This window comes from Collinsella sp. AM17-1 (assembly GCF_003470665.1).
Lineage (GTDB): Bacteria > Actinomycetota > Coriobacteriia > Coriobacteriales > Coriobacteriaceae > Collinsella.
In genome coordinates this window covers 272,227-292,290 of sequence record NZ_QRJZ01000001.1, presented here as the reverse complement: position 1 = coordinate 292,290, position 20,064 = coordinate 272,227, and the positions used below count along the sequence as shown (strand labels likewise).

General features: G+C 57.3%; 18 protein-coding genes. 6 read left to right on the top strand and 12 right to left on the bottom strand.

The features are described from left to right. Positions 1 to 44 precede the first annotated feature (44 nt). Positions 45 to 644: a tRNA (cytidine(34)-2'-O)-methyltransferase gene (locus DW195_RS01215; protein ID WP_117635530.1), complete on the top strand. Its 600-nt coding sequence runs from the start codon at positions 45 to 47 to the stop codon at positions 642 to 644. A gap of 183 nt (positions 645 to 827) precedes the next feature. Here the strand turns inward: DW195_RS01215 and DW195_RS01210 are convergent, their stop codons facing one another. The 9 genes from DW195_RS01210 to DW195_RS01175 all read right to left on the bottom strand — a co-directional run bounded on the left by DW195_RS01210 (position 828) and on the right by DW195_RS01175 (position 11,140). Next, on the bottom strand, positions 828 to 1,889 hold the full coding sequence (locus tag DW195_RS01210) for a hypothetical protein (protein ID WP_118205487.1): 1,062 nt from the start codon (positions 1,887 to 1,889) through the stop codon (positions 828 to 830). Positions 1,890 to 1,898: 9 nt separating this feature from the next. After that, positions 1,899 to 2,030 (bottom strand): hypothetical protein, encoded by a 132-nt coding sequence (locus tag DW195_RS10640; protein ID WP_255413187.1) that lies wholly within the window; start codon positions 2,028 to 2,030, stop codon positions 1,899 to 1,901. A gap of 11 nt (positions 2,031 to 2,041) precedes the next feature. Further along, positions 2,042 to 2,686, bottom strand: coding sequence for a DUF4230 domain-containing protein (locus DW195_RS01205; RefSeq protein ID WP_118205485.1), 645 nt, complete (start codon positions 2,684 to 2,686; stop codon positions 2,042 to 2,044). A 144-nt stretch (positions 2,687 to 2,830) separates the two neighbouring features. Further along, the gene (locus DW195_RS01200; protein ID WP_118205483.1) at positions 2,831 to 3,643 is read right to left on the bottom strand and encodes an FxLYD domain-containing protein; all 813 of its coding nucleotides are present in this window, start codon (positions 3,641 to 3,643) and stop codon (positions 2,831 to 2,833) included. Between the two features lie 165 nt (positions 3,644 to 3,808). Next, entirely contained in the window at positions 3,809 to 4,444 is a 636-nt protein-coding gene (locus tag DW195_RS01195; protein ID WP_117582853.1) for a recombinase family protein, read from the bottom strand. A gap of 189 nt (positions 4,445 to 4,633) precedes the next feature. Then, positions 4,634 to 7,126, bottom strand: coding sequence for an excinuclease ABC subunit UvrA (locus DW195_RS01190; RefSeq protein ID WP_118205481.1), 2,493 nt, complete (start codon positions 7,124 to 7,126; stop codon positions 4,634 to 4,636). A gap of 52 nt (positions 7,127 to 7,178) precedes the next feature. Continuing rightward, positions 7,179 to 8,297 (bottom strand): AAA family ATPase, encoded by a 1,119-nt coding sequence (locus DW195_RS01185; protein ID WP_118205479.1) that lies wholly within the window; start codon positions 8,295 to 8,297, stop codon positions 7,179 to 7,181. Between the two features lie 93 nt (positions 8,298 to 8,390). Next, complete coding sequence (locus DW195_RS01180; RefSeq protein ID WP_118205477.1) at positions 8,391 to 10,394, bottom strand: translation factor GTPase family protein; 2,004 nt, start codon at positions 10,392 to 10,394, stop codon at positions 8,391 to 8,393. Between the two features lie 257 nt (positions 10,395 to 10,651). Then, a complete protein-coding gene (locus DW195_RS01175) occupies positions 10,652 to 11,140 on the bottom strand; it encodes an N-acetyltransferase (RefSeq protein ID WP_118205475.1) in 489 nt (162 codons plus the stop codon). A gap of 75 nt (positions 11,141 to 11,215) precedes the next feature. On the opposite strand from DW195_RS01175, the gene DW195_RS01170 reads away from it, so the two are divergent. After that, the gene (locus tag DW195_RS01170; RefSeq protein ID WP_055310006.1) at positions 11,216 to 11,512 is read left to right on the top strand and encodes a hypothetical protein; all 297 of its coding nucleotides are present in this window, start codon (positions 11,216 to 11,218) and stop codon (positions 11,510 to 11,512) included. A gap of 48 nt (positions 11,513 to 11,560) precedes the next feature. Here DW195_RS01170 and DW195_RS01165 read toward each other — a convergent pair whose 3' ends face one another. Further along, positions 11,561 to 12,265, bottom strand: coding sequence for a class I SAM-dependent methyltransferase (locus tag DW195_RS01165; protein ID WP_118205473.1), 705 nt, complete (start codon positions 12,263 to 12,265; stop codon positions 11,561 to 11,563). Between the two features lie 688 nt (positions 12,266 to 12,953). Between DW195_RS01165 and DW195_RS01160 the strand changes: the two genes are divergently transcribed. Genes DW195_RS01160 through DW195_RS01150 form a run of 3 tightly spaced genes read left to right on the top strand, consistent with a single transcriptional unit; the run spans position 12,954 to position 17,348 of the window. Further along, entirely contained in the window at positions 12,954 to 13,793 is an 840-nt protein-coding gene (locus DW195_RS01160) for a transporter substrate-binding domain-containing protein (RefSeq protein WP_118205471.1), read from the top strand. Positions 13,794 to 13,805: 12 nt separating this feature from the next. Continuing rightward, entirely contained in the window at positions 13,806 to 16,889 is a 3,084-nt protein-coding gene (locus tag DW195_RS01155) for a mechanosensitive ion channel domain-containing protein (RefSeq protein WP_118205469.1), read from the top strand. 60 nt (positions 16,890 to 16,949) lie between these two features. Then, positions 16,950 to 17,348 (top strand): hypothetical protein, encoded by a 399-nt coding sequence (locus DW195_RS01150; RefSeq protein ID WP_118205467.1) that lies wholly within the window; start codon positions 16,950 to 16,952, stop codon positions 17,346 to 17,348. A 184-nt stretch (positions 17,349 to 17,532) separates the two neighbouring features. Here the strand turns inward: DW195_RS01150 and DW195_RS01145 are convergent, their stop codons facing one another. Then, a complete protein-coding gene (locus DW195_RS01145; protein ID WP_158567870.1) occupies positions 17,533 to 18,468 on the bottom strand; it encodes a LysR family transcriptional regulator in 936 nt (311 codons plus the stop codon). A 195-nt stretch (positions 18,469 to 18,663) separates the two neighbouring features. Here DW195_RS01145 and DW195_RS01140 point away from each other — a divergent pair, with 195 nt between their 5' ends. Then, the gene (locus tag DW195_RS01140; RefSeq protein WP_117645806.1) at positions 18,664 to 19,065 is read left to right on the top strand and encodes a hypothetical protein; all 402 of its coding nucleotides are present in this window, start codon (positions 18,664 to 18,666) and stop codon (positions 19,063 to 19,065) included. Between the two features lie 128 nt (positions 19,066 to 19,193). Here the strand turns inward: DW195_RS01140 and DW195_RS01135 are convergent, their stop codons facing one another. Then, positions 19,194 to 20,009 carry a putative RNA methyltransferase gene (locus DW195_RS01135; RefSeq protein WP_118205463.1) on the bottom strand — a complete coding sequence of 272 codons (816 nt, stop codon included), beginning with the start codon at positions 20,007 to 20,009 and terminating at the stop codon, positions 19,194 to 19,196. Between the last annotated feature and the right edge of the window lie 55 nt (positions 20,010 to 20,064).

The window sequence follows — 20,064 nt, the reverse complement described above, 5'->3', positions numbered from 1 at the left end:
CTGTCCCCTTCGTGGTGGTTTTTCGTTCTGAGCCAAGGAGATTCATGTTCAACATTGTGCTGTATGCACCCGAGATTCCGGCCAATACGGGCAATATCGGCCGCACCTGCGTGGTTACCGGCGCCCGCCTGCATCTGGTGGAGCCACTGGGCTTTTCGCTCGACGACAAGACGGTACGTCGCGCCGGCCTGGGCTACTGGCAAAACTTGGATGTGACGACCTATGCCGGCTGGGAGGATTTTCTTGCGCGCAACGACCTCTCCCCCGCCGACGAGCGCCTACATCTGCTGACCAAAAAGGCACGCCGCACCTATGCGCAAAGCACCTACCGCGACGGCGACTACTTGGTCTTTGGCAGCGAGAGCTCGGGCGTTCCCGAGCCGCTGCTTGCCGCGGCGCCCGAGCGCTGCGAGCGCATCCCCATGCTGCGCGATTGTGATTCGCTCGATAATGCCGAGGCCTGGGAAGCCCACGAGGAATCGCTCGGGCATACCGAGGACAGCCATGAGGCCATCCTTCAACAGGATATCTGCGGCAACTTCGTCAACCCGGACGACTACCGCATCAGCGCACTCAACCTCTCCAACAGCGCCGCCATCGTCCTCTACGAGGCCCTGCGCCAGACAGGCTTTCCTGGAATGTGACAAAGGGACTGTCCCTTTGTCACATATTGCACCTACTGATTTAAATGGAATTAACCGGTTTTAAACGCTTTTAACTAGAAAAGATGCCAGTATATTACTAACTTTTACTGAGTTGCACCGTATGGGTTTCTATGCTTCCACCCCGTAAAGGACAGGAACCCCGCAGCAAATGGTCCCCACACATCAGAATTCAACTTCAAATACAAACGATTGCCGGAGTTCTCGCTTAGCTTGGCTTGTCAGGCTCGAATTCGCCCTTATGTTCAGTTTGCTGCATGCCTCGTCGATAGCCATAGCAAGTGATACAGACATGGTCATGGTCGTTTCACTTTTCAATTCGACCCGATAGCTCTTCGCCTTGTTTTTATCCTCTCCACCACATCTCGTCTCAATTAACAAGAGAACATCTGAGTCATGGGCATACCAATGGAGCTCAGGGCGCTGTGGAACCATGTCGCCCTCAAATTCCTGTGTAAACAGAATTTTCTTCTCGCTTCTCGTTGAATCGCTCAAGGAACCGTCGATTCGAACCGAGCCCTTCTTTCCCGCCTTGGCATTTCCCTTAACCTGGCGGCCTCGCCGAGTTTCCTCGTACTCCGTCACCTCCAGCTTGCAGCGCTTCGCGCCAAGCATGAACGCAATCCGTCTCAACTCGGCCATCTTGTCTTGTTGCATGGTTGCAAAATAAGAGTCAAGGTCAACAAAGCGAGACCGATCAAAAGCATCTATGTAATATGTGGAGTAAAGAGATGGTTTAGGATAGAAAGACAATTCGCTATCCCCGATTGCCTCGCGGTACAGATTGAAAATCTGCGTGCCCTTAACAGTATCCAGCCAACCAATAGCATCTCTACAGGCGTCGATGCCCCGGCGCTCATTTCCGTCAACAATTCGAATCATGTTCGGCAAATGGAATGAAGGACTCTGATAGGTCTCCTTGGTTACCGGCCTGTATCTATTAAGCTGCTGCTGGTATGCCCAATCGTTGACCGCGTCACCGATATCCGCAGCAGTACCTGCCGCACCATCGGCCGCATCAGCAATAGCTGCCAAGGCGTCATCGACCAGCGGAGTTGCAGCACGCATTGCACCATCGGCAACTTTCTGTACGGTTGCAACCGCGCCCGCCATCGCGCTTCCGGCGCCATCAACCAACCCGGCAGCGGCCTTACGGATATCAAAACTCTGCTTATGTCGCGGCGGCTCCTCCCTTTCGACAACAGCCAGATCGTCTTTATCCTCCATTGTGACCTCCTATTTCCGATAGTCGAAATCAACCGTATATTCATCGCCAAATGCCGAGTTGAAGGTAGTGTCGAGAAAGGTGGTGTAGTGCCCGATCAGAAGCGAGCCGGCCCCAGCGATCTGTTGCCGTTTATCCAACATGCTATTCACCCCTACTCAAACGCAACGTCAACATTGACGTCATCGCCGCATAAGGCTTTGACCTGTTTTTCGATAAGGGCGCAGGCTCTATCATCAGATTCTTGGAGCATATTGCTTTCCTTGACCTTCTTGGTCTGCTCTTTCTTTGCCTGTTTCAATAACGTGTTTAGATCATCCGTGCTTACTTGATTCCAGTTAAGAAAGCCATTGTCCTCAACATATTTCTTAAGCGTATTGGGGTCTGTCGAGAACGAGGCGATCTCCGAGTGAGGCAGTATAACCTTTACGCTCTTGACCTCTGAATTCTTATCGGCCATATTAGCCCGTACGATTGTAACCTTCATCTTATCGGCATCGATCCCGATGTCAGCTTTGCCGTCAATCGTTGCGACATATCGCTTAGACGTAAAGGGGTTTTCCCACCCAAGCGGATTGCCCGCCTCATCAATTGAAAGCAGCTGGGTGAAGTTGTACTCGTACGTCACGAGCTTAACGACTGGCGTGATCTCCTCGCGAATCGAATCATCGCTGATCGTTGTAGGATTACGCGTCAATGACATCCAGATACCCCAGGCAACCGCTAGAACCGTAACAACGACTAACCCGCCAAAGGCAACCTTTTGCGGTATCGTTGTAAGAAATTTTGTTTTTGCCATCCTGTTTCACCTTTCCTTTATTGCCCCGACGTTCCCATCATCTTCCAGCGCGAGCATGATGGCACGAATCATTCCGTCAACGGCTCAATGCAAAGCGCGACCGTTCAAAGAAAACGGCCGCGCTTTCTTTTCAATTCCCGCGAACTATTCCTTGACGCTGTAACCCGACACCGTCGGCGCAAGCCTCGAGGCGTCAACCTCGCTCATTACCTCAAACTTCACCTTCTCGCCAGGCGCCCAGGCAGATGTATCTGCGTAGCATTCTTCCGCCCTCACACCATCGGCATCGTAAAGGGCAACGTTTAGATAAACGTTTTCGAACGATATGTCAGAGGTATTTTCGACGATTGCGGTGTACGTATAGAGACCGTAGCCATCATCACTTTTCTCAAAACTCGCCGATGAGAGCAAACCGTTGATAACCTCATCGTTATGCGTCTTCTCCTCTACGGTCCTACCGTTCTTAATTAGCTCGTCAAACTCATCTTGATACTCGTCATCGACTGTTAAGTCATATCGATCGACCAGTTTCTTAAGCTGTGCGGATCGTGCATCGTAGGCCTTTTCCCATTCCTCGTAGTACTTAGGATCAGATTCCGCATACTTCTTGGTAACATCAAGCTGATTGTCAAGCAGGTTGAGATAGGCGATGACATCTTCCTGCATCTTAGCGTCTTTAAAAGGCGCCTTTTTGAGTTCTTTGTCGTTATCGATCTCGGTTTTAATTATCTCTTTTCGCACTTTATTCGAGCTTAGATCAGCATCCTCTCCAAGCGATTCGATATAATCCGACCGCTTTTGATAACCTTGAGCAATCACAGCCATTGCACGGTCATCGGCATAATCAGGTTCATCATTTTTCTTCTCAGACTGCGAACAGCCGCTCAGCAGAAGCGCCCCACAAAACACCATCGCAAATAGCGCGGTCACCAGAGCCATTCCATAACGCCTTTTCATTTCGTCCTCCTTTAAATACAAAACAAAACACGATATATAGCCCTCGTCAAAAAGCAGACATTTTGACGAGGGGAGTTAATTACACAGAGCCCACTCCTTCCCTCGATGTTTATCCAGTTCACGCCCTTGAACCAAATAGTGCCACCGCGTTCCCAATTCGTCTAGCTAAAGAGGACGAGCAGACGACAAACGGTCAAAACTGGTCGCGTCCGCCCGTCTCCAACGATCGAACGTCGAGACGCTGACGTTCAAAAGCGCAGCAGCCTCTCGCCTCGTAACCTCTCCCCCTTCGAATAATTTGATGACATCGCGATAGCTATCTGGGCGTTCGAATGCCGGCCTTCCAAATTTCACGCCACGCAAACGCGCCGACGCGATGCCCTCCGCCTGGCGTTGCTTGATGTTTTCGCGCTCTAGCTGCGCCACATAGCTCAAGATTTGAAGAACCAGATCCGCCATGAACGTTCCCGTAATGCCATCAGGCTGCTCGCGCGTATCGAGCAATGGCATATCAAGCACCACGATGGCAGCATTCCTATCCACCGTGATGCGTCGCCACTCATCGAGGACTTCACGATAATTGCGGCCCAAACGATCGATACTTTTGATCACGAGAACGTCGCCTTCGCGCAGCCTGCGAAGAAGACGCTGGTACTGGGGACGCTTAAAGTCCTTACCGCTTGCCTTGTCAGCATAAATCTGGCTCCGTTGCACGGGAAACCTTGCCAGCGCGTCTAATTGGCGGCCCAGGTTCTGGTCTGCGGAAGAGACACGCGCATACCCAAAGATTCGATTGTCCATAATTGCCCCTATCGGCTGCCTCTTGGCAGCATCAGCTCAAGCGAGAGCCCACTCACTATAGGGCGTGCAAATTTCGCGAATGGGTTGAGGCCATTTTGACCCTCACGCGAAAACTGTTCAAGCGCCATGCCGACAGATGCTGGCTTTAACGGGAATGTGACAAAGGGACAGTCCCTTTGTCACATTCGGTTATAGGTAGCGGCCGGTGATGCTTGCGGGGCAGGCCACGATGTCGCCCGGTGTGCCGACGCAGACGATTTGCCCGCCGGCATCGCCACCGCCCGGGCCCATGTCGATCACGTAATCGGCGTTACGGATAAGGTCGAGGTCGTGTTCGATCACGATGACCGTGGCGCCCTTGGCAACGAGTCCGTCAAACACGCTCAGCAGTACCTGAACATCGAGCGGATGCAGGCCGATGGTGGGCTCGTCGAACACGAATACGGCATCGTCCTGCACGCGGCCCATCTCGCTCGCAAGCTTAAGTCGCTGCGCCTCGCCGCCCGAGAGCGCCGGCGTGGGCTCGCCAAGTGTCAGGTAGCCCAGACCCAGGCCATGCAAGGTCTGCAGGCGCGCCTGAACTTTCTTGAGTCCCACCGTGGCGTCGAGGGCCTCGTCCACACTCATGTCCATGAGCTGCGGCAACGTGAGCAGACTGCCGTCCTTGCCCTCGCGATGAATATGCGAGGCTGCGTCTGCATAACGCGAGCCGCGACATGCAGGACAGACGATCTCGACATCGGGCAAAAACTGCACGTCAAGTGATATCGAGCCCGTGCCATCGCACGTGGGGCAACGCAAAGCGCCAGTGTTGTAGCTAAAGGCACCCGCTTTATATCCTGCCGCCTTGGCCTCGGGCGTACGGGCGAAGGCGCGGCGCAGCTCATCATGGATGTCGGCATAGGTCGCTACCGTCGAGCGTACGTTGGCGCCGATGGGCGTGGCGTCAATCAGGTTGGCGCGCGCGATGCCCTCGGCATCGACCCAGCGCACGTGCCTCGGCAGGCGCTCGCCGGCCGCTTGCGCCTTGAGCGCCGGGATGAGCGTCTCGAGCACCAGTGTCGTCTTGCCCGAACCCGAAACACCCGTCACAGCGACAAGGCGGCCGCGCGGGATATCGACTTCGAGTGGTTTGACGGTATGGATGGCATCGGTCGCCATGCGGATATGGCCTAGGTCGAACAGTTCGTCGTCAGCCACCTGCGGGCGCAGACGCTTGGGGTCCGAGCGCAAGAACGGCGCGATGCGGCTGCCCTGCGATTGTTCGACCTCGTCTACCGTACCGGCGGCGATTACATGGCCGCCGCCTGCTCCCGCAACGGGGCCCATCTCGACCAGATAGTCGGCTTCTGCCAGCACGCGCGTGTCGTGATCGACAACAACCACGGTGTTGCCGTCATCCACCAGATCGCGCATTACGCCCACCAGGCCGTCGACATTGGCAGGATGCAAGCCGATCGAAGGCTCGTCCAGCACATACAGCACACCCGTCGATCGGTTGCGCACCACGCGGGCAAGCTGCACGCGCTGGCGCTCACCCGTAGACAGCGTGGCACCGGCGCGGTCGAGCGAAAGGTAATCGAGGCCCAGGTCGACCAGGCGGCGGGCCGTACTCAAAAACGAATCGCAGATGTCCCCGGCCATGGGCCGCATCTCGGTCGGCAAGGATGCGGGCACCCCGCGCACCCACTCAATCGCCTCGCCCAGCGTCATGGCCGCCGCCTGCGCCAGATTGATACCGCGCACCTGGGGCTGGCGCGCGGCGTCGGAAAGACGCGTGCCGCCGCAATCGCGGCACGGTCCCTCGCGCAAAAAGCGCGCAACGCGCTTGAGCCCCTTATCGTCCTTAACCTTGGCGAGCGCATTCTCGACGGTATAGACGGCGTTGTAATAGGTAAAGTCGAGCGGCGTGGCGCCCTCGCCATTTTTGGGAACGTAGAGAATGTGCTTCTTAACTGCCGGGCCATGGAACACGATATCGCGCTCTTCAGGCGTGAGCTGGTTGAACGGCACGTCGGTGCGCACGCCCATCTCGCCGGCCACCTGCTTCATCAGATCCCACATCAGCGTGCCCCAGGGAAGCACCGCGCCCTCGTTGATTGTCTTTGACTCGTCGGGCACCAGGCTCGCCTCGTCCACCTCGCGCATGACGCCGGTGCCTCCGCAGGTAGGACACGCGCCGCCACTGTTAAAGGCAAGGTCCTCGGCACCCGGCGCATAGAACTCGCGCCCGCATGCGGGGCATGTGAGCGACAGACCCGCGGCCACGTTAAGGCTCGGCTCCACGCGCGCCCCGCAATGCGGGCACACGTGATGGGCGCAGCGGCTAAAGAGCAGGCGCAGACTGTTGTTGAGCTCGGTCATGGTGCCAAAGGTCGAACGCACGCCTGGCACGCTGGGGCGCTGATGCAGCGCGAGTGCCGCCGGCACGTGCAGCACCTCGTCCACCTGAGCGTGCTCTGCCTGCGTCAGCCGACGGCGGGTATAGGTGCTAAGCGCCTCCAGGTAACGACGCGAGCCCTCGGCATAGAGCACCCCCAACGCCAGCGAGCTCTTGCCCGAGCCCGAGACGCCGGCAATACCCACGAGCTTTCCCAGCGGAATATCGATATCGATGTCTTTGAGGTTATGGACGCGCGCACCGCGCACCTCGATAGCACTTGGTTGTTGCGACACCGTCATCGCTCCCCTTCCTGTTAATCGAATGTGACAAAGGGACAGTCCCTTTGTCACATCACTCGTGCCATAAAATGCGATCTCGAATGTACTCGCCCAGCATGGGCACGGTAAAACGGACGAGGCCGTATCCGGCGGCCTCGATGACGCGCTCGCGAATCAGGCTTGCGCGGTATTTGCTCGCCCAGCTCTGGGTGCGGTCGCAGCGCTCAATGATATCCGCCATACGCGTCGGCTTGCCCTCGTCAACCGCCATGGCCTCGATAAAGAGGCGCTGCGGGCTGCGCAGCCCGTAATACAGAGGCGCGTCAACCGCTTCGTAGAACTCAGAGACGGCATCCGCATGACCAACCTCGACATCGCACCCTTCAATGACCTGCGAGCCACGCCGGACAGCAGACCGCCACATGTAATATCCCACCAGCTGAACCATATAGGGATGTCCCATGCTCTTGTGCGCCGCAAGGTCCGCCGTCCCCGCATCAATGCAAAGACCAGCACATTCGACCGTCTGGATATATGAATCGCGCACCTGGGGCAAAGAAATCGCCCCCAACGTACGCTGCTGGGCGCGCCGCAAAAACGTCACGCTCGGCTCTTCGAGCAGATCGTCAACCATGCTGGGCAAGCCGGCAAAGACCAGCGCAAGACCGCGTTGCTCGTTATCGGGCAAGCCCGTGGCGTCCTGGTCTCCCAGCACCTGCTGATAGAGAACGGCGAGAGCCGCCAGTTCCTCGATAGACGCAGATTGAGCCTCGTCAATCGCAAACAGGATGCCCTTACCTGGACCGAGCTTCTTGAGACGTTCGTTGACCAGCCCTCGCAACGTCTCGCCTTTTGCCCGCGCCGCCTCAACCGACATCCGTCCAAACGATGGGCCAAACTCCATTGACGTCACAACGGGCTTATTCGAGCGGAGTGCGTCGGCCAAGCGGTCGCACAGGCCAAGCGAAGCGGAATCGGAGACAACCGCCCATCCGCGCTCACTGGCGAGACGCTGCAGCTCCCGCAGGAGAACTGTTTTGCCACAGCCGCGGTTTCCCGTAATGAGCATGAGCCTGCCCGGCGCTCCGGCGCCGTTATCGAGCCCTTCCCCAAAATCTTCGATGACCGACTCGCGACCGATGAGTATCGGAGGCCGCTTACCAGCCGTTGGCTTAAAGGGATTTGGATTCACATCGGCCTCCTCGGATTGGCAAAGGCTAGCAATAGTTATACCAACTTATACCGAGTTATACCAACTGAATGTGACAAAGGAGCTGTCCCTTTGTCACATGTGGCCGAAAAATTCCGCGTCGGCGGGGCGATAGGGGCGGAAGGTGGCGGGATCGATCTTTACGTGCGCCGCGGCGGGTACGTCGTACCATTTGACCGTATAGCCGGCGCCGTGGGCGCAAAAGACCGAATCGGGCGTGTTGGGCAGATCGGCCTCGGGCTCGTAGGCGGCCGCCTCGATGACGCGCTCGGCATCATGGCATGCCGCATAACCGGCGAACTCCAGGTACAGATGCCCGCGACCGCCCGTGTAGGCAGCCACCTCCAGCGCATAATCCTGCACCTCGGATGCCGGCACGCGACCCACAAGCTTCGCCCGGTCACCCATCACTGCCGGCGGCTCGTACTCGGCACCCATGCGCGTGGCATCCGAAAGCGCCCTGCCCACGCACTCCCCCGGCACCTCGAGCTCAAAGCGATACCACGGCTCCAACAGCACCGCCGCGCTGGCCTCGCGCGCCTGCATCAAACCCTGGCGAATCGCGCGGTACGTGGCCTGTCGAAAATCACCGCCCTCAGTGTGTTTGGCATGCGCACGGCCGCCCATGAGCGTAATACGTACATCGGTGATGGGCGAACCGGTCAGCACACCCAGGTGATCGCGCTCTATGGCGTTGGTGAGCGCCAGGCGCTGCCAGTTCAGATCGAGCTCGTCGGTCGAGGCAACGGTACCAAATTGCACACCCGAGCCCGCCGGCAGCGGCTCCAGGCGCAGGTGCACCTCGGCGTAATGACGCAGTGGTTCAAAGTGACCCACGCCCTCGACCGGCTGCGAGATCGTCTCCTTATAGAGAATGCCGCCGGGCTCAAACTCAATCGAAAGGCCAAAGCGATCGGCCAATACCCGCTGCACGACCTCGAGCTGCACGGCGCCCATCAACTGCAAATGAATCTGCTCAAGATGCGTATTCCAGCTTACGCCGAGCATGGGGTCTTCGTCCGCCAACTCGGTCAGCGCTTTGAACACCGCATGGACATCGTTATCGCCCGGCAGCACCGTATAGGTGAGAACCGGCGCAATGACGGGTGCATCGCACCCGGGCTCCGCACCCAAGGCGTCCCCCGGGCGAACGTGCGCAAGACCCGTCACGGCACAGATACCGCCAGCAGCAACTTCCTGGGCAAGCTCGTACTTCTCGCCGTTATAGATGCGCACCTGATCGACCTTCTGCTCCCATGCCTCGGCACCGGAGCGCCCCTCGATCATCTGCTTTGCATGCAGCGTGCCGCCGGTCACTTTTACCCAAGCCAAGCGCTCGCCGCGATCGCCGCGGCTGACGCGATAGACGCGCGCGGCGAACTCCGGCGGCCACGCCCTCTCATGCATCAGCGCGCACATGCCATCCAGCAGCTCGCCCACGCCCTGGTCCTTGAGCGCCGAGCCGGCAAAGCAGGGAAAGAGCTTGCGCTCGGCAACCATGCGCGACAGCGTTGCGACGGAAAGCTCGCCCGTCTCAAGAAACTCCTCGAGCGCGGCCTCGTCCAGCGCGGCAGCGTCCTCCCAAACGGCACCGCCCCTCAGCAGTTTGTTGGCATCCAGGCAGCCCTCGGAAAGACGCTGCCCAAGTTGTGCCAGCAAAACATCGCGGCCGGGATTCTCCAAGTCGATTTTATTGATAAAGACGAACGTCGGGATGCTATAGCGCGCAAGCAGGCGCCACAGGGTTTCGGTGTGTCCCTGCACGCCGTCGTTGGCCCCTACAACCAAAATCGCGTAGTCGAGCGCGCGCAACGTGCGCTCCGCCTCGGCCGAAAAATCCACGTGACCGGGTGCATCCACGAGCATGACGTGGGCATCTCCATGATCGAGCACAGCCTGCGACGAGAAAATCGTGATGCCGCGTTCGCGTTCGATAGCGTTGGTATCCAGGTGCGAGTCGCCGTCGTCCACACGGCCGCGCTTGCGAATGCGACCTGCGTTGAACAGCATGGCCTCGGCCAGCGTAGTCTTGCCGGCATCGACATGCGCCAAGATTCCAACGACAGCTTGCTTCGACATGGCTCTCCTCTTATTGCAAGCCCACCGCACGCGGCAACGGGCATTCTCGTTCCACACTGGATGATACAATTTACGGGCCGGCGGGCGAAGCGGGCCCTATCCCCCGACCGAGCTCATCGCCCCGCGTTGCCGCGCGGCGATTTTCGCAGGTTCGCGCCTTGCGAAAGCCGGCACCTCCCCTAACAGCGCAGCGACCAAAAATGGCCCCACCCGGGGCCATTTTCATGTACATGGATTGTTGATACGCGTCCTCGCTCTTATGCCTCGCGCAGCCAGTCGAACGCAACACGCGGCGTGCCGTCCGACACATACACGACGCCGGCGCGCTCGAACCCCGCTTTCATGCTCGCGCCCTGCATGGGCAGGTTGTCCGCGTGCGTGTCGATACGCAGGTGGTCAGCGCGCGCCTTGGCAAAGGCAAACATCGCGGCCGCGATACCGTGCACGGTGCCGTCGGACGCCACGCGGTGCAGTACGGCGTACGGAGTGTCGCTACGCCACTGACCGTCCTCGATGACGTCATAGCACTCGTCCGGGCCCGGCAAAAAGGCAAACGTCGCCACCACGCGACCGTCGACTTCGCACACATAGCTGCCACCGGCGGCGATATCGGCAGCCAGCTGCTCGGCCGAAGGCGTGCCCTCGGGCCACTGCGTGGCGTTGCCATGCGCGCGCATAAAGGCGCGGGCAGCATCATAGATGGCCATGACGGCAGGAATGTCGGTCTCGAGGGTTTTTCTGATCATCACGCGGCGACCTCACGTTTATTGGTATCACTTTGATTGAGCAATGATACCAGCGTTTGGAAAGGCAAGGAGCGGATGGGAAGCAAAAAGCGAGCCGCCTGGTCAAAAGCCAAAAGCGAGTTTTTGGGCGCTGCCACCGGCGGCGATATGAGCGACCTGTTTGCGCGCGAGGACGAGCGCCGCGATGCCCTGGACGCCGAGCGCGATGAGGCTTGGCGCTACAAGTCGTGCGAGCGCAAAAACCGCTACGACACACGCGCCGAGGCCGAGGCCGTTATGGCCGACTGCGAAAACCGTGGACGACGTGGCTTGGCCTGCTACAAATGTGAATACTGCGGCGGGTGGCACCTGACGTCGCACCCTTGGAAATAGGCGCCGCATCGGCGCGACGCTGACGGAGTGCCGGCCATCACGCGCAAACTACGGGCGCGGCGGCACCAAAACATCGTAGCGGACGGCCTTGCCCGCAAGCTGATAGCTCGGCTTAACGCCGGCAAGCAGCGGCCCCTTCACCGGCCGCTTGATAACAACCTTGCGCGGGTGCGGTGCAAGCGCAGCTTTAACCAGCGTCTCCTCATCGGCGCACGGCTGCTCCAAATGGTGCAAGAGCTGGAACTTCTTTTTAACCGCCGCGCTCTTGGTGCGCTCGGGAAACATGGGGTCCAGATACACCACGTCGGGAGCCGCGAGCTCACCGCGCTCGACCAGCTCAGCCGTATGGCGAAGGCCGGCAATGCTGTCCTCGCCCGCATGTAAGCGCATACGCGCCACGGCAGTCGCAAGCGCCGGATCATCCGCCGCGCGGTCCAAGGCATCCTTGAGGAGCGCCGCGATCACGCAGTCCTGTTCATACAGATCGACGGTAAAGCCCGCTGCCGCCAGCAGCAGCGAATCCTCGCCAAAGCCTGCCGTGGCGTCAATCGCCCATGGCTGCTCGATGCCTTTTGTGCGCGCAGCCTTCACCAGTAGCTCTTGCTGCAAACGGCCCTGCTTGAGCCGTGGAAGCATGCGGCCAAAATCGGCACGCAACTCCATCGTGCCGTCGGTGAGCGTAAGGCCCTCGGGCTTCCCGGTCAGCTCAAGCCCCGCGGCCCGAGCAACAGAAAAGGGATCGACGACGCCCATGGGCACTCCTTCACAAGCAAAACGGATACGCGGGCGCCGTTAATGTCGGCACCCAACCGTCCGCTATTGTCCCACATGCGACATGGCCCACAACATCCCAATGCAAAGCACCGCCATCAATCCCGTGCACACGGCAGCGATCACAGAATCACCCATGCGCCTTCCCAACGACCGCGGCTCACGCACTTGCCCTGCTCCGTACATCATGGCTCCTCCTTGAGACCAGCTCCTTGTTACGGCCCCATCATCTCAGCGCCGCACATGAGCTGCCATCGATTTGGCTTACGTCCAGCTTTCCTTTTTGAAAGGTTGAGGTGCGCAGGCCTAAAGCGCTTTCAGGCCGTGCTTACCCATCCCGCAATCAAGCAACTAAAAAGGGCCGATCGCGTTACTGCGCGATCGGCCCTTTACGTTTGCCCAGATAAAACCTGCCAAAACAAACCTGTCCCTTTTTGGCAGGTTGTTAGCTGTGGCGGTACTCGGCGATGATGAAGTCGGTATCGGTCTGAAGGGTGTCCAGGACCTAACGCCCATCGCAGCATGCTGACATCTATTTAGCAATAAAGTGCCCGATGCCGACAGATTTTATCCTCCGCCTCAACCCTTTGTTTACCTGCCGCTTCACGACTATTCCACAGTTACCCGTCCATATCATTAAAGAACTGAACAATCGTCGTGAGGAATGCAAATGGACCATTCAGTCACACGCCGAAATGCCTGCCGGCTGGCAATCTCGGCAACCGGAGCCGCACTTGCAGCCATGTTGCTACCAGCCTGCTCAAACGGCAATTCCGGCATGCCTGGCAAGGGCAAGCTGAGTGTAGGCGTCCGCTCGGATATCGTCGGGTTTAGCGAACGTAACCCCAACAACGGCAAGTACTACGGATTCGAAATCGACCTCACCAACGAGCTGGCAAACCGTCTCGGTTATGGAGACTGTTCGTTTATAACCGTAACGCCCGAGACGCGCGAAGAAATGCTCTCGTCGGGAAAAGTCGATTGTCTGATTGCTTGCTACTCGATAAGCGACGAACGCAAAAAGCTGTTTGACTTCTCTCCCGCCTATTACACCGATTCGGTAATTCTTGTTGTCGAAAACACATCGCTCATTCAATCCTTTTCCCAGCTTGAAGGCGGAACAATTGGCACGGTAGCCGGAACGAACGCCGCACCTCAACTTGCCGCGAAGTTTTTGGAACTGGGGCTTTCGGACGGCATACCCCGGCAACAGGATGCCGAGAGCGGCAGCATCGACTACGACACATGGCATCTAAGCCAATACGCGAGCTACGCCGAGCTTTCCCAAGCATTGGAAGCCGGCGACGTCGACGCCATGGCGACGGACGGCGCAATTGCCAAAACCTATCTCGATGGCGAGCGCACCGTCCTGCCCGATTTTGGCATCAACCCACAGCGTTATGCCGTCGCAACGAAGAAGGGCTCTGAGCTTTCGCCTAAGATTGCCGCCGAAGTGCGCTCAATGCTCAAAGACAAAACAGTCGATAAGCTCATCAATAAATGGAACTAAGGGAGCCTACCCATGTCCAAGCGATTAAAAAAGAAGTCTGTGGCGCTTGCCGTTGCCGTAACCGTCTGCGCATTGGCGATGGGACTCCTACTCGCCTCGATGCAAACGCGTCTATCGCAAGAGGAATACGCTCTGGAATTTGATCGCGTTGCCGCCGAACTCCCCGATCTCGTTAAAACGGCTCGGGCGGAAACGAAAGACAACACCCAAACATTTGATGACCTGTATCGCACGCGCGCCGCAAGCATCGCATTTATGGCGGCTAACGATGCCGGTTACGAAGCGACCGATGTCAAAATGGCCGAACTCAAGGACCTGCTCAAGGTCGATAACGTTCTCGTCGCCCGACGCGACGGCTCTATCATCGCCAAGGCAGCTGACACCAAAGCCGATTTTAGCCGCGCCCGCTTCAACCAGCTACGTCAGTGCTTCGAGACCGGCAAGCCCTCCGATCCGGTTGAGGTCGATCTTCCCGATCAAGACTGGCTCATGCGATACTATGCCGCCAAAATCGATGACGACACCATGGCCATCGTAGAACAAAATCCCCGAGAGCTGCACGCCCTTGTCAAGGACACCGGATCGACCGAGAGCATGCTCAAGAACATCTCACTCGGCAGCCACGGATTTGTCCTCGCCGTATCGGCAAAAACGCATCTGATCACCTACCATCCCGACCAGAACATGATAGGTACCGATGCACTCGACAACGGCATCGATATTAGCAATCTTGAGGACGGCAAAACATTCTTCACTTCCGTCAAGAACACAAGCCTGTACTGTCGCGTCAAGTTGGTCGATGACACCTATTACATTCTCGCCATTCCCGAAAGCGACACCGCCACCGCACGCAACATCACCGTGGGCGTCATCCTCTTTGCCTTCATCGCAATCGTCGCCGCCGTGGCGCTCTATGACCTGTTTGTCCTTGCGGATGACGAGCATAGCGACCAAGGCGATCACGAATACGTCAAGATCGGTCGCAACCTTAGGTTTAACCCCGCCGTGGGCAGGCGCGCAACAGCCTTGTCCGTTGCAGGACTCGTCTTGCTCCTGGCGGTAACCTTCTATATGCAAACGCTCTTTGCCCTTTCGAGCCAAGCGACGGTCAATCGAGAGCGCGTAGAGCAGATTGATCAAACGCTCAAAAACAATGCAATGCGCGAGGATGAACTTACGAGGCAATATAGTGACCACTACGCCACTACCTGCCATATTATCGCCTACATCGTTGAGCACAATCCAGAGCTCGCCACGCGAGCCGATCTGCACAGCTTGGCAGAAACGCTTGGCGTCGAGTCAATTTACCTCTACGACGGCGACGGCAATATGACGAGCTCGAGCACGTCACAACGATCCTATAGTCTTTCGACCAAGTACGGCGACTCCTCCTACGAGTTCCGCTCGCTTTTGGGCGGCAAGGATGAGTATATACAGCCCCTCTCTATCAACAGAACCACTGGCGAGACATATCAGTACATCGGCGTCGCACTCTACGATCAAGATGGCATTGCAGACGGAATCGCTCAGATTGCCGTGCGCCCTATGCGCTTAGAAGAAATGCTCAAGAGCACCAAGATCGGCGTGGTGCTCGACGGCATCAAGGCGGGCGCCGGAGGCTTCGCCTTTGCAATCGAGAAAAAAGACGGCACCGTTGCATATCATCCCAACAATCTTCTTATGGGGAAAAAGGCGTCCGAAATAGGACTGGCTGACGAGCACCTTGCAGACGGCTTTAGCGATTTCATTTACATCGACAACCAGAAACTCTACGCCTCCTGCCTAGAGACTGACGACTATTACGTTTACGTCGCGGCACCCGAAGACTCTTTTATGCACCAGCGCGTTCCGCTCACCATCGCAACCGGAATCATCGCCGCCATATGCTTTGTCCTTATCTACCCTCTGCTGACACTCGACACTATAAGAGTCGAAGAAAAACGTTCGAAGCGCGAAGACGATTTCACGGCAAGACGGCACAACATCACAGTCACGACATCCGACGGCCGTATCAAGCACAGCGAAAGTGCCATTGGCCGATGGCTCAACATTTCCTTTAAATGGGAAGACAAAACCCCCGAGCAAAAACTCGGCACGGTCCTTAGATGGTTTACCGGTATCGGAGTGTTTATCGTCTTTTTGGCCGTCTTGTTTAAAGACACTCTATTTGGCCCGCGTTCGGTATTCACCTACATTCTGGGCAATGACTGGCAGCGCGGTCTCAACATATTCGCGCTCACCGCTTCAATCATGTACGCCTGTGTGGCGCTCACAGTGTGCGCAATCGCACAGTCGCTTCTTCGCATGTTGTCCAACGTGCTTGGCGCGCGCGGCGAGACGATATGCCGACTTCTCTCGAGCCTGACAAAATACGGAACCCTCATCGCCATGCTCTATTGGTGCCTAGGCGTTTTGGGTGTCGACACCGCAACGCTTTTGGCCTCGGCAGGCATCATTACACTCGCGGTCTCCTTTGGAGCCAAAGACCTCATCACGGATATCTTGTGCGGGCTCTTTATTATCTTTGAAGGCGAGTTCCGCGTTGGAGACGTCATCTCGGTTGGCGGCAATACCGGCACCGTTATGGAAATTGGCGTGCGAACCACAAAGATCAATGACGGCAACGGCAATGTTCTACTGCTGCGCAATAGCTCGATTTCGAATGTCACCAATATGACCAAACTTAATTCTTACGCCAGCATGGACATCACCATACCGGTGGGAGAATCTCTACCCTATGTCGAAAAGGTGCTTAAAGACGAGCTCAAAAGTGTGCATGACCGCGTTCCCGCCATTATCGAAGGCCCCTTCTACAAGGGCGTGGTCGACCTTAGCAGTACCGCTATGACCATTCGCGTTGTCGCCACCTGCAAGGAGACAGACCGCGGCAGCGTCATGCGCTCTTTGCGCCGCGAGGTAAAGCTTATGCTTTCCCGCCGCGACATCGCCCCCTATCAACTCGTTTTCGATCATTGCGATGCCGTTGAGTCCGCTCCAAAGGCAGCTACCGCCGAGGAACTCGCCGAAGCGGACGAGTTTAACGAAGAACAGAAACTCGCCTCGCAAGATCTGGGCAACGAACCCCTCAATCAGTAATTCATGGCGCCAGGCAATACGTGCACGGTGCCATAACGGCTCAAGGGAAAGGAACTGAACATGAGCAACAACCGTAAAGTCCTAAAGGTCATGTCCATCATCTATCTATTGGGAGGTATTTTTAGCATCGCCGCGGGAGCGTTGGCACTCACTGCGGCTTCGGGCGACGCCAGCGGCGACCTCTCGGTTTACAGCGTTGTCGTCATCGTGATGGGCATCGTCGAAATCATCGCTGCCATATTGGGCATCCGTGCCTCAAATAACCCCAGCAAGATTGGCATCGTTTGGGTCTGGGCTATCATTTGCCTAGCATGCGCCGTTGTGAGCCTGCTGCTTTCCGAGCCCTTCTTGGGCGGAGTCGGCACCAGCGCCACCGATGTCACCGCCGTGGTCGTAAGTGCCGTGTACTTCGTTTTCGCCAACCGCGTTAAAAAGGAAAGCCAGGAGCGCCTGAGCTAGGCAACGGGCTCAACTGTACAAAGCGCCACGCATAAAAACCGCCCTCCGTTTCTCAGACAGACGAGAAACGGAGGGCGGTCTGCTATTGATGGCGTTTGCGTTCATTCGATTGCGACACACGGCACAATCGACAGTATGTCGTCAGGCAGCAAAGCCGACAGCGGCGAGCGCATCGACGGATATGCTAGCGAGCGGCGGACCCGTTGGCGCAACCCACCATGCGAATCAAGTAGTTTTCTACGACGTGATAAGCTTGGGGTTTTTCATCTTTAAGGGAAACTAGGCACACCGGAACTGTCAGGGCCCCTTTACCCGCAATGGGGACAACCTCAAACCCGCTAGCAATCTGACCGGGAACGGGAAGAATCGCATTTAAGAAAAAGCCGTGCTCTGCCACCAAAAACGACCCAAATTGAGCGGGGCCATCGATAATGCGCGTCTCACCAAGGACACCGCGGCTTTCGTACTGCCAAAAAATCGAATTATTAAAGTTATCAAACGCAGCCGACTGTCCTGCCGGATATGAGCTCAAATCAGCCACAGTCACAAAAGGCCTCTTAGCGAACGGATGGCCGGCGGCGACGACAATACCCGTGGGCAGGGTTCCCAGCTGCTCGCAATCATCATTGGTATTGTCATATGTGCCCACCGTAAGCAAGGCGTCGAGGTCACCCTGCTCGAGCTCCTGCTGAGCGATCCCGGGATGCACGGCACAAAACTTCACGCGCACGCGGGCACCACGCATGATAAGCGCAGACAACCCCTTATATAGCTTATCGTCGTTATCGAGTGCGGGAACGCACAGGCCAATCGAGAGTTCCGGCATCGCTTGCGCCCCAGAGGCCGACGGGACGGTCAGGTCGCATCCAAACGGATCAAAGTTTTCAACCTCACGATACGCCTCGACGGCGTTGCGAGCCTTGGCATAAAAGCTACGGGCGGCCCGAGTCGGCTTTACGCCACTATTTCCACGCTCAAAAAACTGAACGTTAAACAACTGCTCGAGCTCGCTAATTGACTTGGAAATGGCCTGGACGGTCACGTTGCACTGGTGTGCCGCAGCGGTAAAACTCTTCGTCTCAAATACGGCGATAAAATAGCCAACCTGCTTGATATTCACCATTCACCTCAAATAAATGCACAGTATGATCCAGTTAAGTAAAAACCTAGCACAACGCAAGTGCCGGCATGTCGCGAACGGAGCGTTCAACTATTGGATGAACGTACGCAGCGCCTTGTTGAATTACAATATGCTTCGCGACATGCGCCATGCATGCGCATCAAATACGTCATGTCCACTTCGAAAGGACCAGCCATGAGCTACACTCGCAAGACACTCAAAGTCCTTGCCCTCATTTACTTTGTTTTGGGCATCGCCAGCCTCGTCATCGCCGGCGTCGGCATCGCCAAGGGCAGCCTCGATTCCACGTACGGGTCGAACGCCATGCTCGCCGCGGCCGTACTTGTCATCAAGGGTCTTGTCGATCTTGCCGCAGGTGTTGCGGGCATCAAGGGCGCCAACAAGCCTTCGCAGGTGGATGGTGCGTTTAAGCTCGGCATCGTCGCCGCAATCGCCACGATTGCGCAGGCCGTGCTCACGCTTCCCGCGTTTGGCGGCGACGCCATCAACTTTGGCGCCTTTGTCATCGTGGTGTACGACCTATTCTTTATTCAGCAGGCACACGACATTAAGGCCGAGAACAAGGACCGCCTGTAAGCGCCCGCTTCTCATAACCTTTGTAGCCAAGCAACTAAAAAGGGCCGATCGCGCATCTCCGCGGTCGGCCCTTTACGTTTGCCCAGATAAAACCTGCCAAAATAAACCTGTCCCTTTTTGGCAGGTTGTTAGCTGTGACGGTACTCGGCAATGATGAAGTCGATATCGGTCTGAAGGGTGTCCAGGTTTGTCAGGCGCTCTTTATCGGCAGGGCGCGTGCGGTAGTAGTACGGCGTCATCTGGAACACCGCCTCGATATCGGCCTGCGTCTGAAGCGTAATATTCGCAGATACCCGTTGCGTTCCCACCAACTCGAGCTCGGTCGTCTTCGGCAGCTTCTCATCGTTGAGATATGGCGTGTCGTAGAGCACCTCCTTGAGCCCAAACAGATGCCGAGCACCCGGCACCACGGTGTAGAGCGAGCCCTCGGGCGCCAGCACGCGGGCAAATTCACGCTCGTTAAAGGGGGCGAAGAGCTCGGTCACCATATCGAAGGCGCCATCAGCCACGGGGATATCCTTCATGTTGGCCACGAAATAGGTCGCATCGCCGCGCTTGGCAGCCAGGCGCACCATCTCTTTGCCCAAGTCGAACCCGAAAGCCTCCACGCCCGGCACCGCACCCATGGCGCTCGTGTAGTAGCCCTCGCCGCAGCAAATATCGAGCAAGGTCATGGGGCCGTTCGTAGACGCGGCACGTTCAGACACCCGCTCGCGCACCTGCTCGACCATCGCATCGCGCAACGGCGCATAGTATCCACGGTTCAGAAAGTCACGACGGCTGCGCGCCTGCGACTTGGGATCGCCCATGGAGTCGCCGCTCTTGGACGAGCGCAGCAGATACAGATAGCCCTCGCGCGCACGGTCAAACCGGTGTCCGCCCGCACATGCAGCACCGCGCTCGTCGTCCACCAACGGCTCATGGCAAACGGGACACAACAACATGGCAACTCCTTAGCGCGAACAACACAACGCCCACCATTGTCGCACGCCTTCCCCA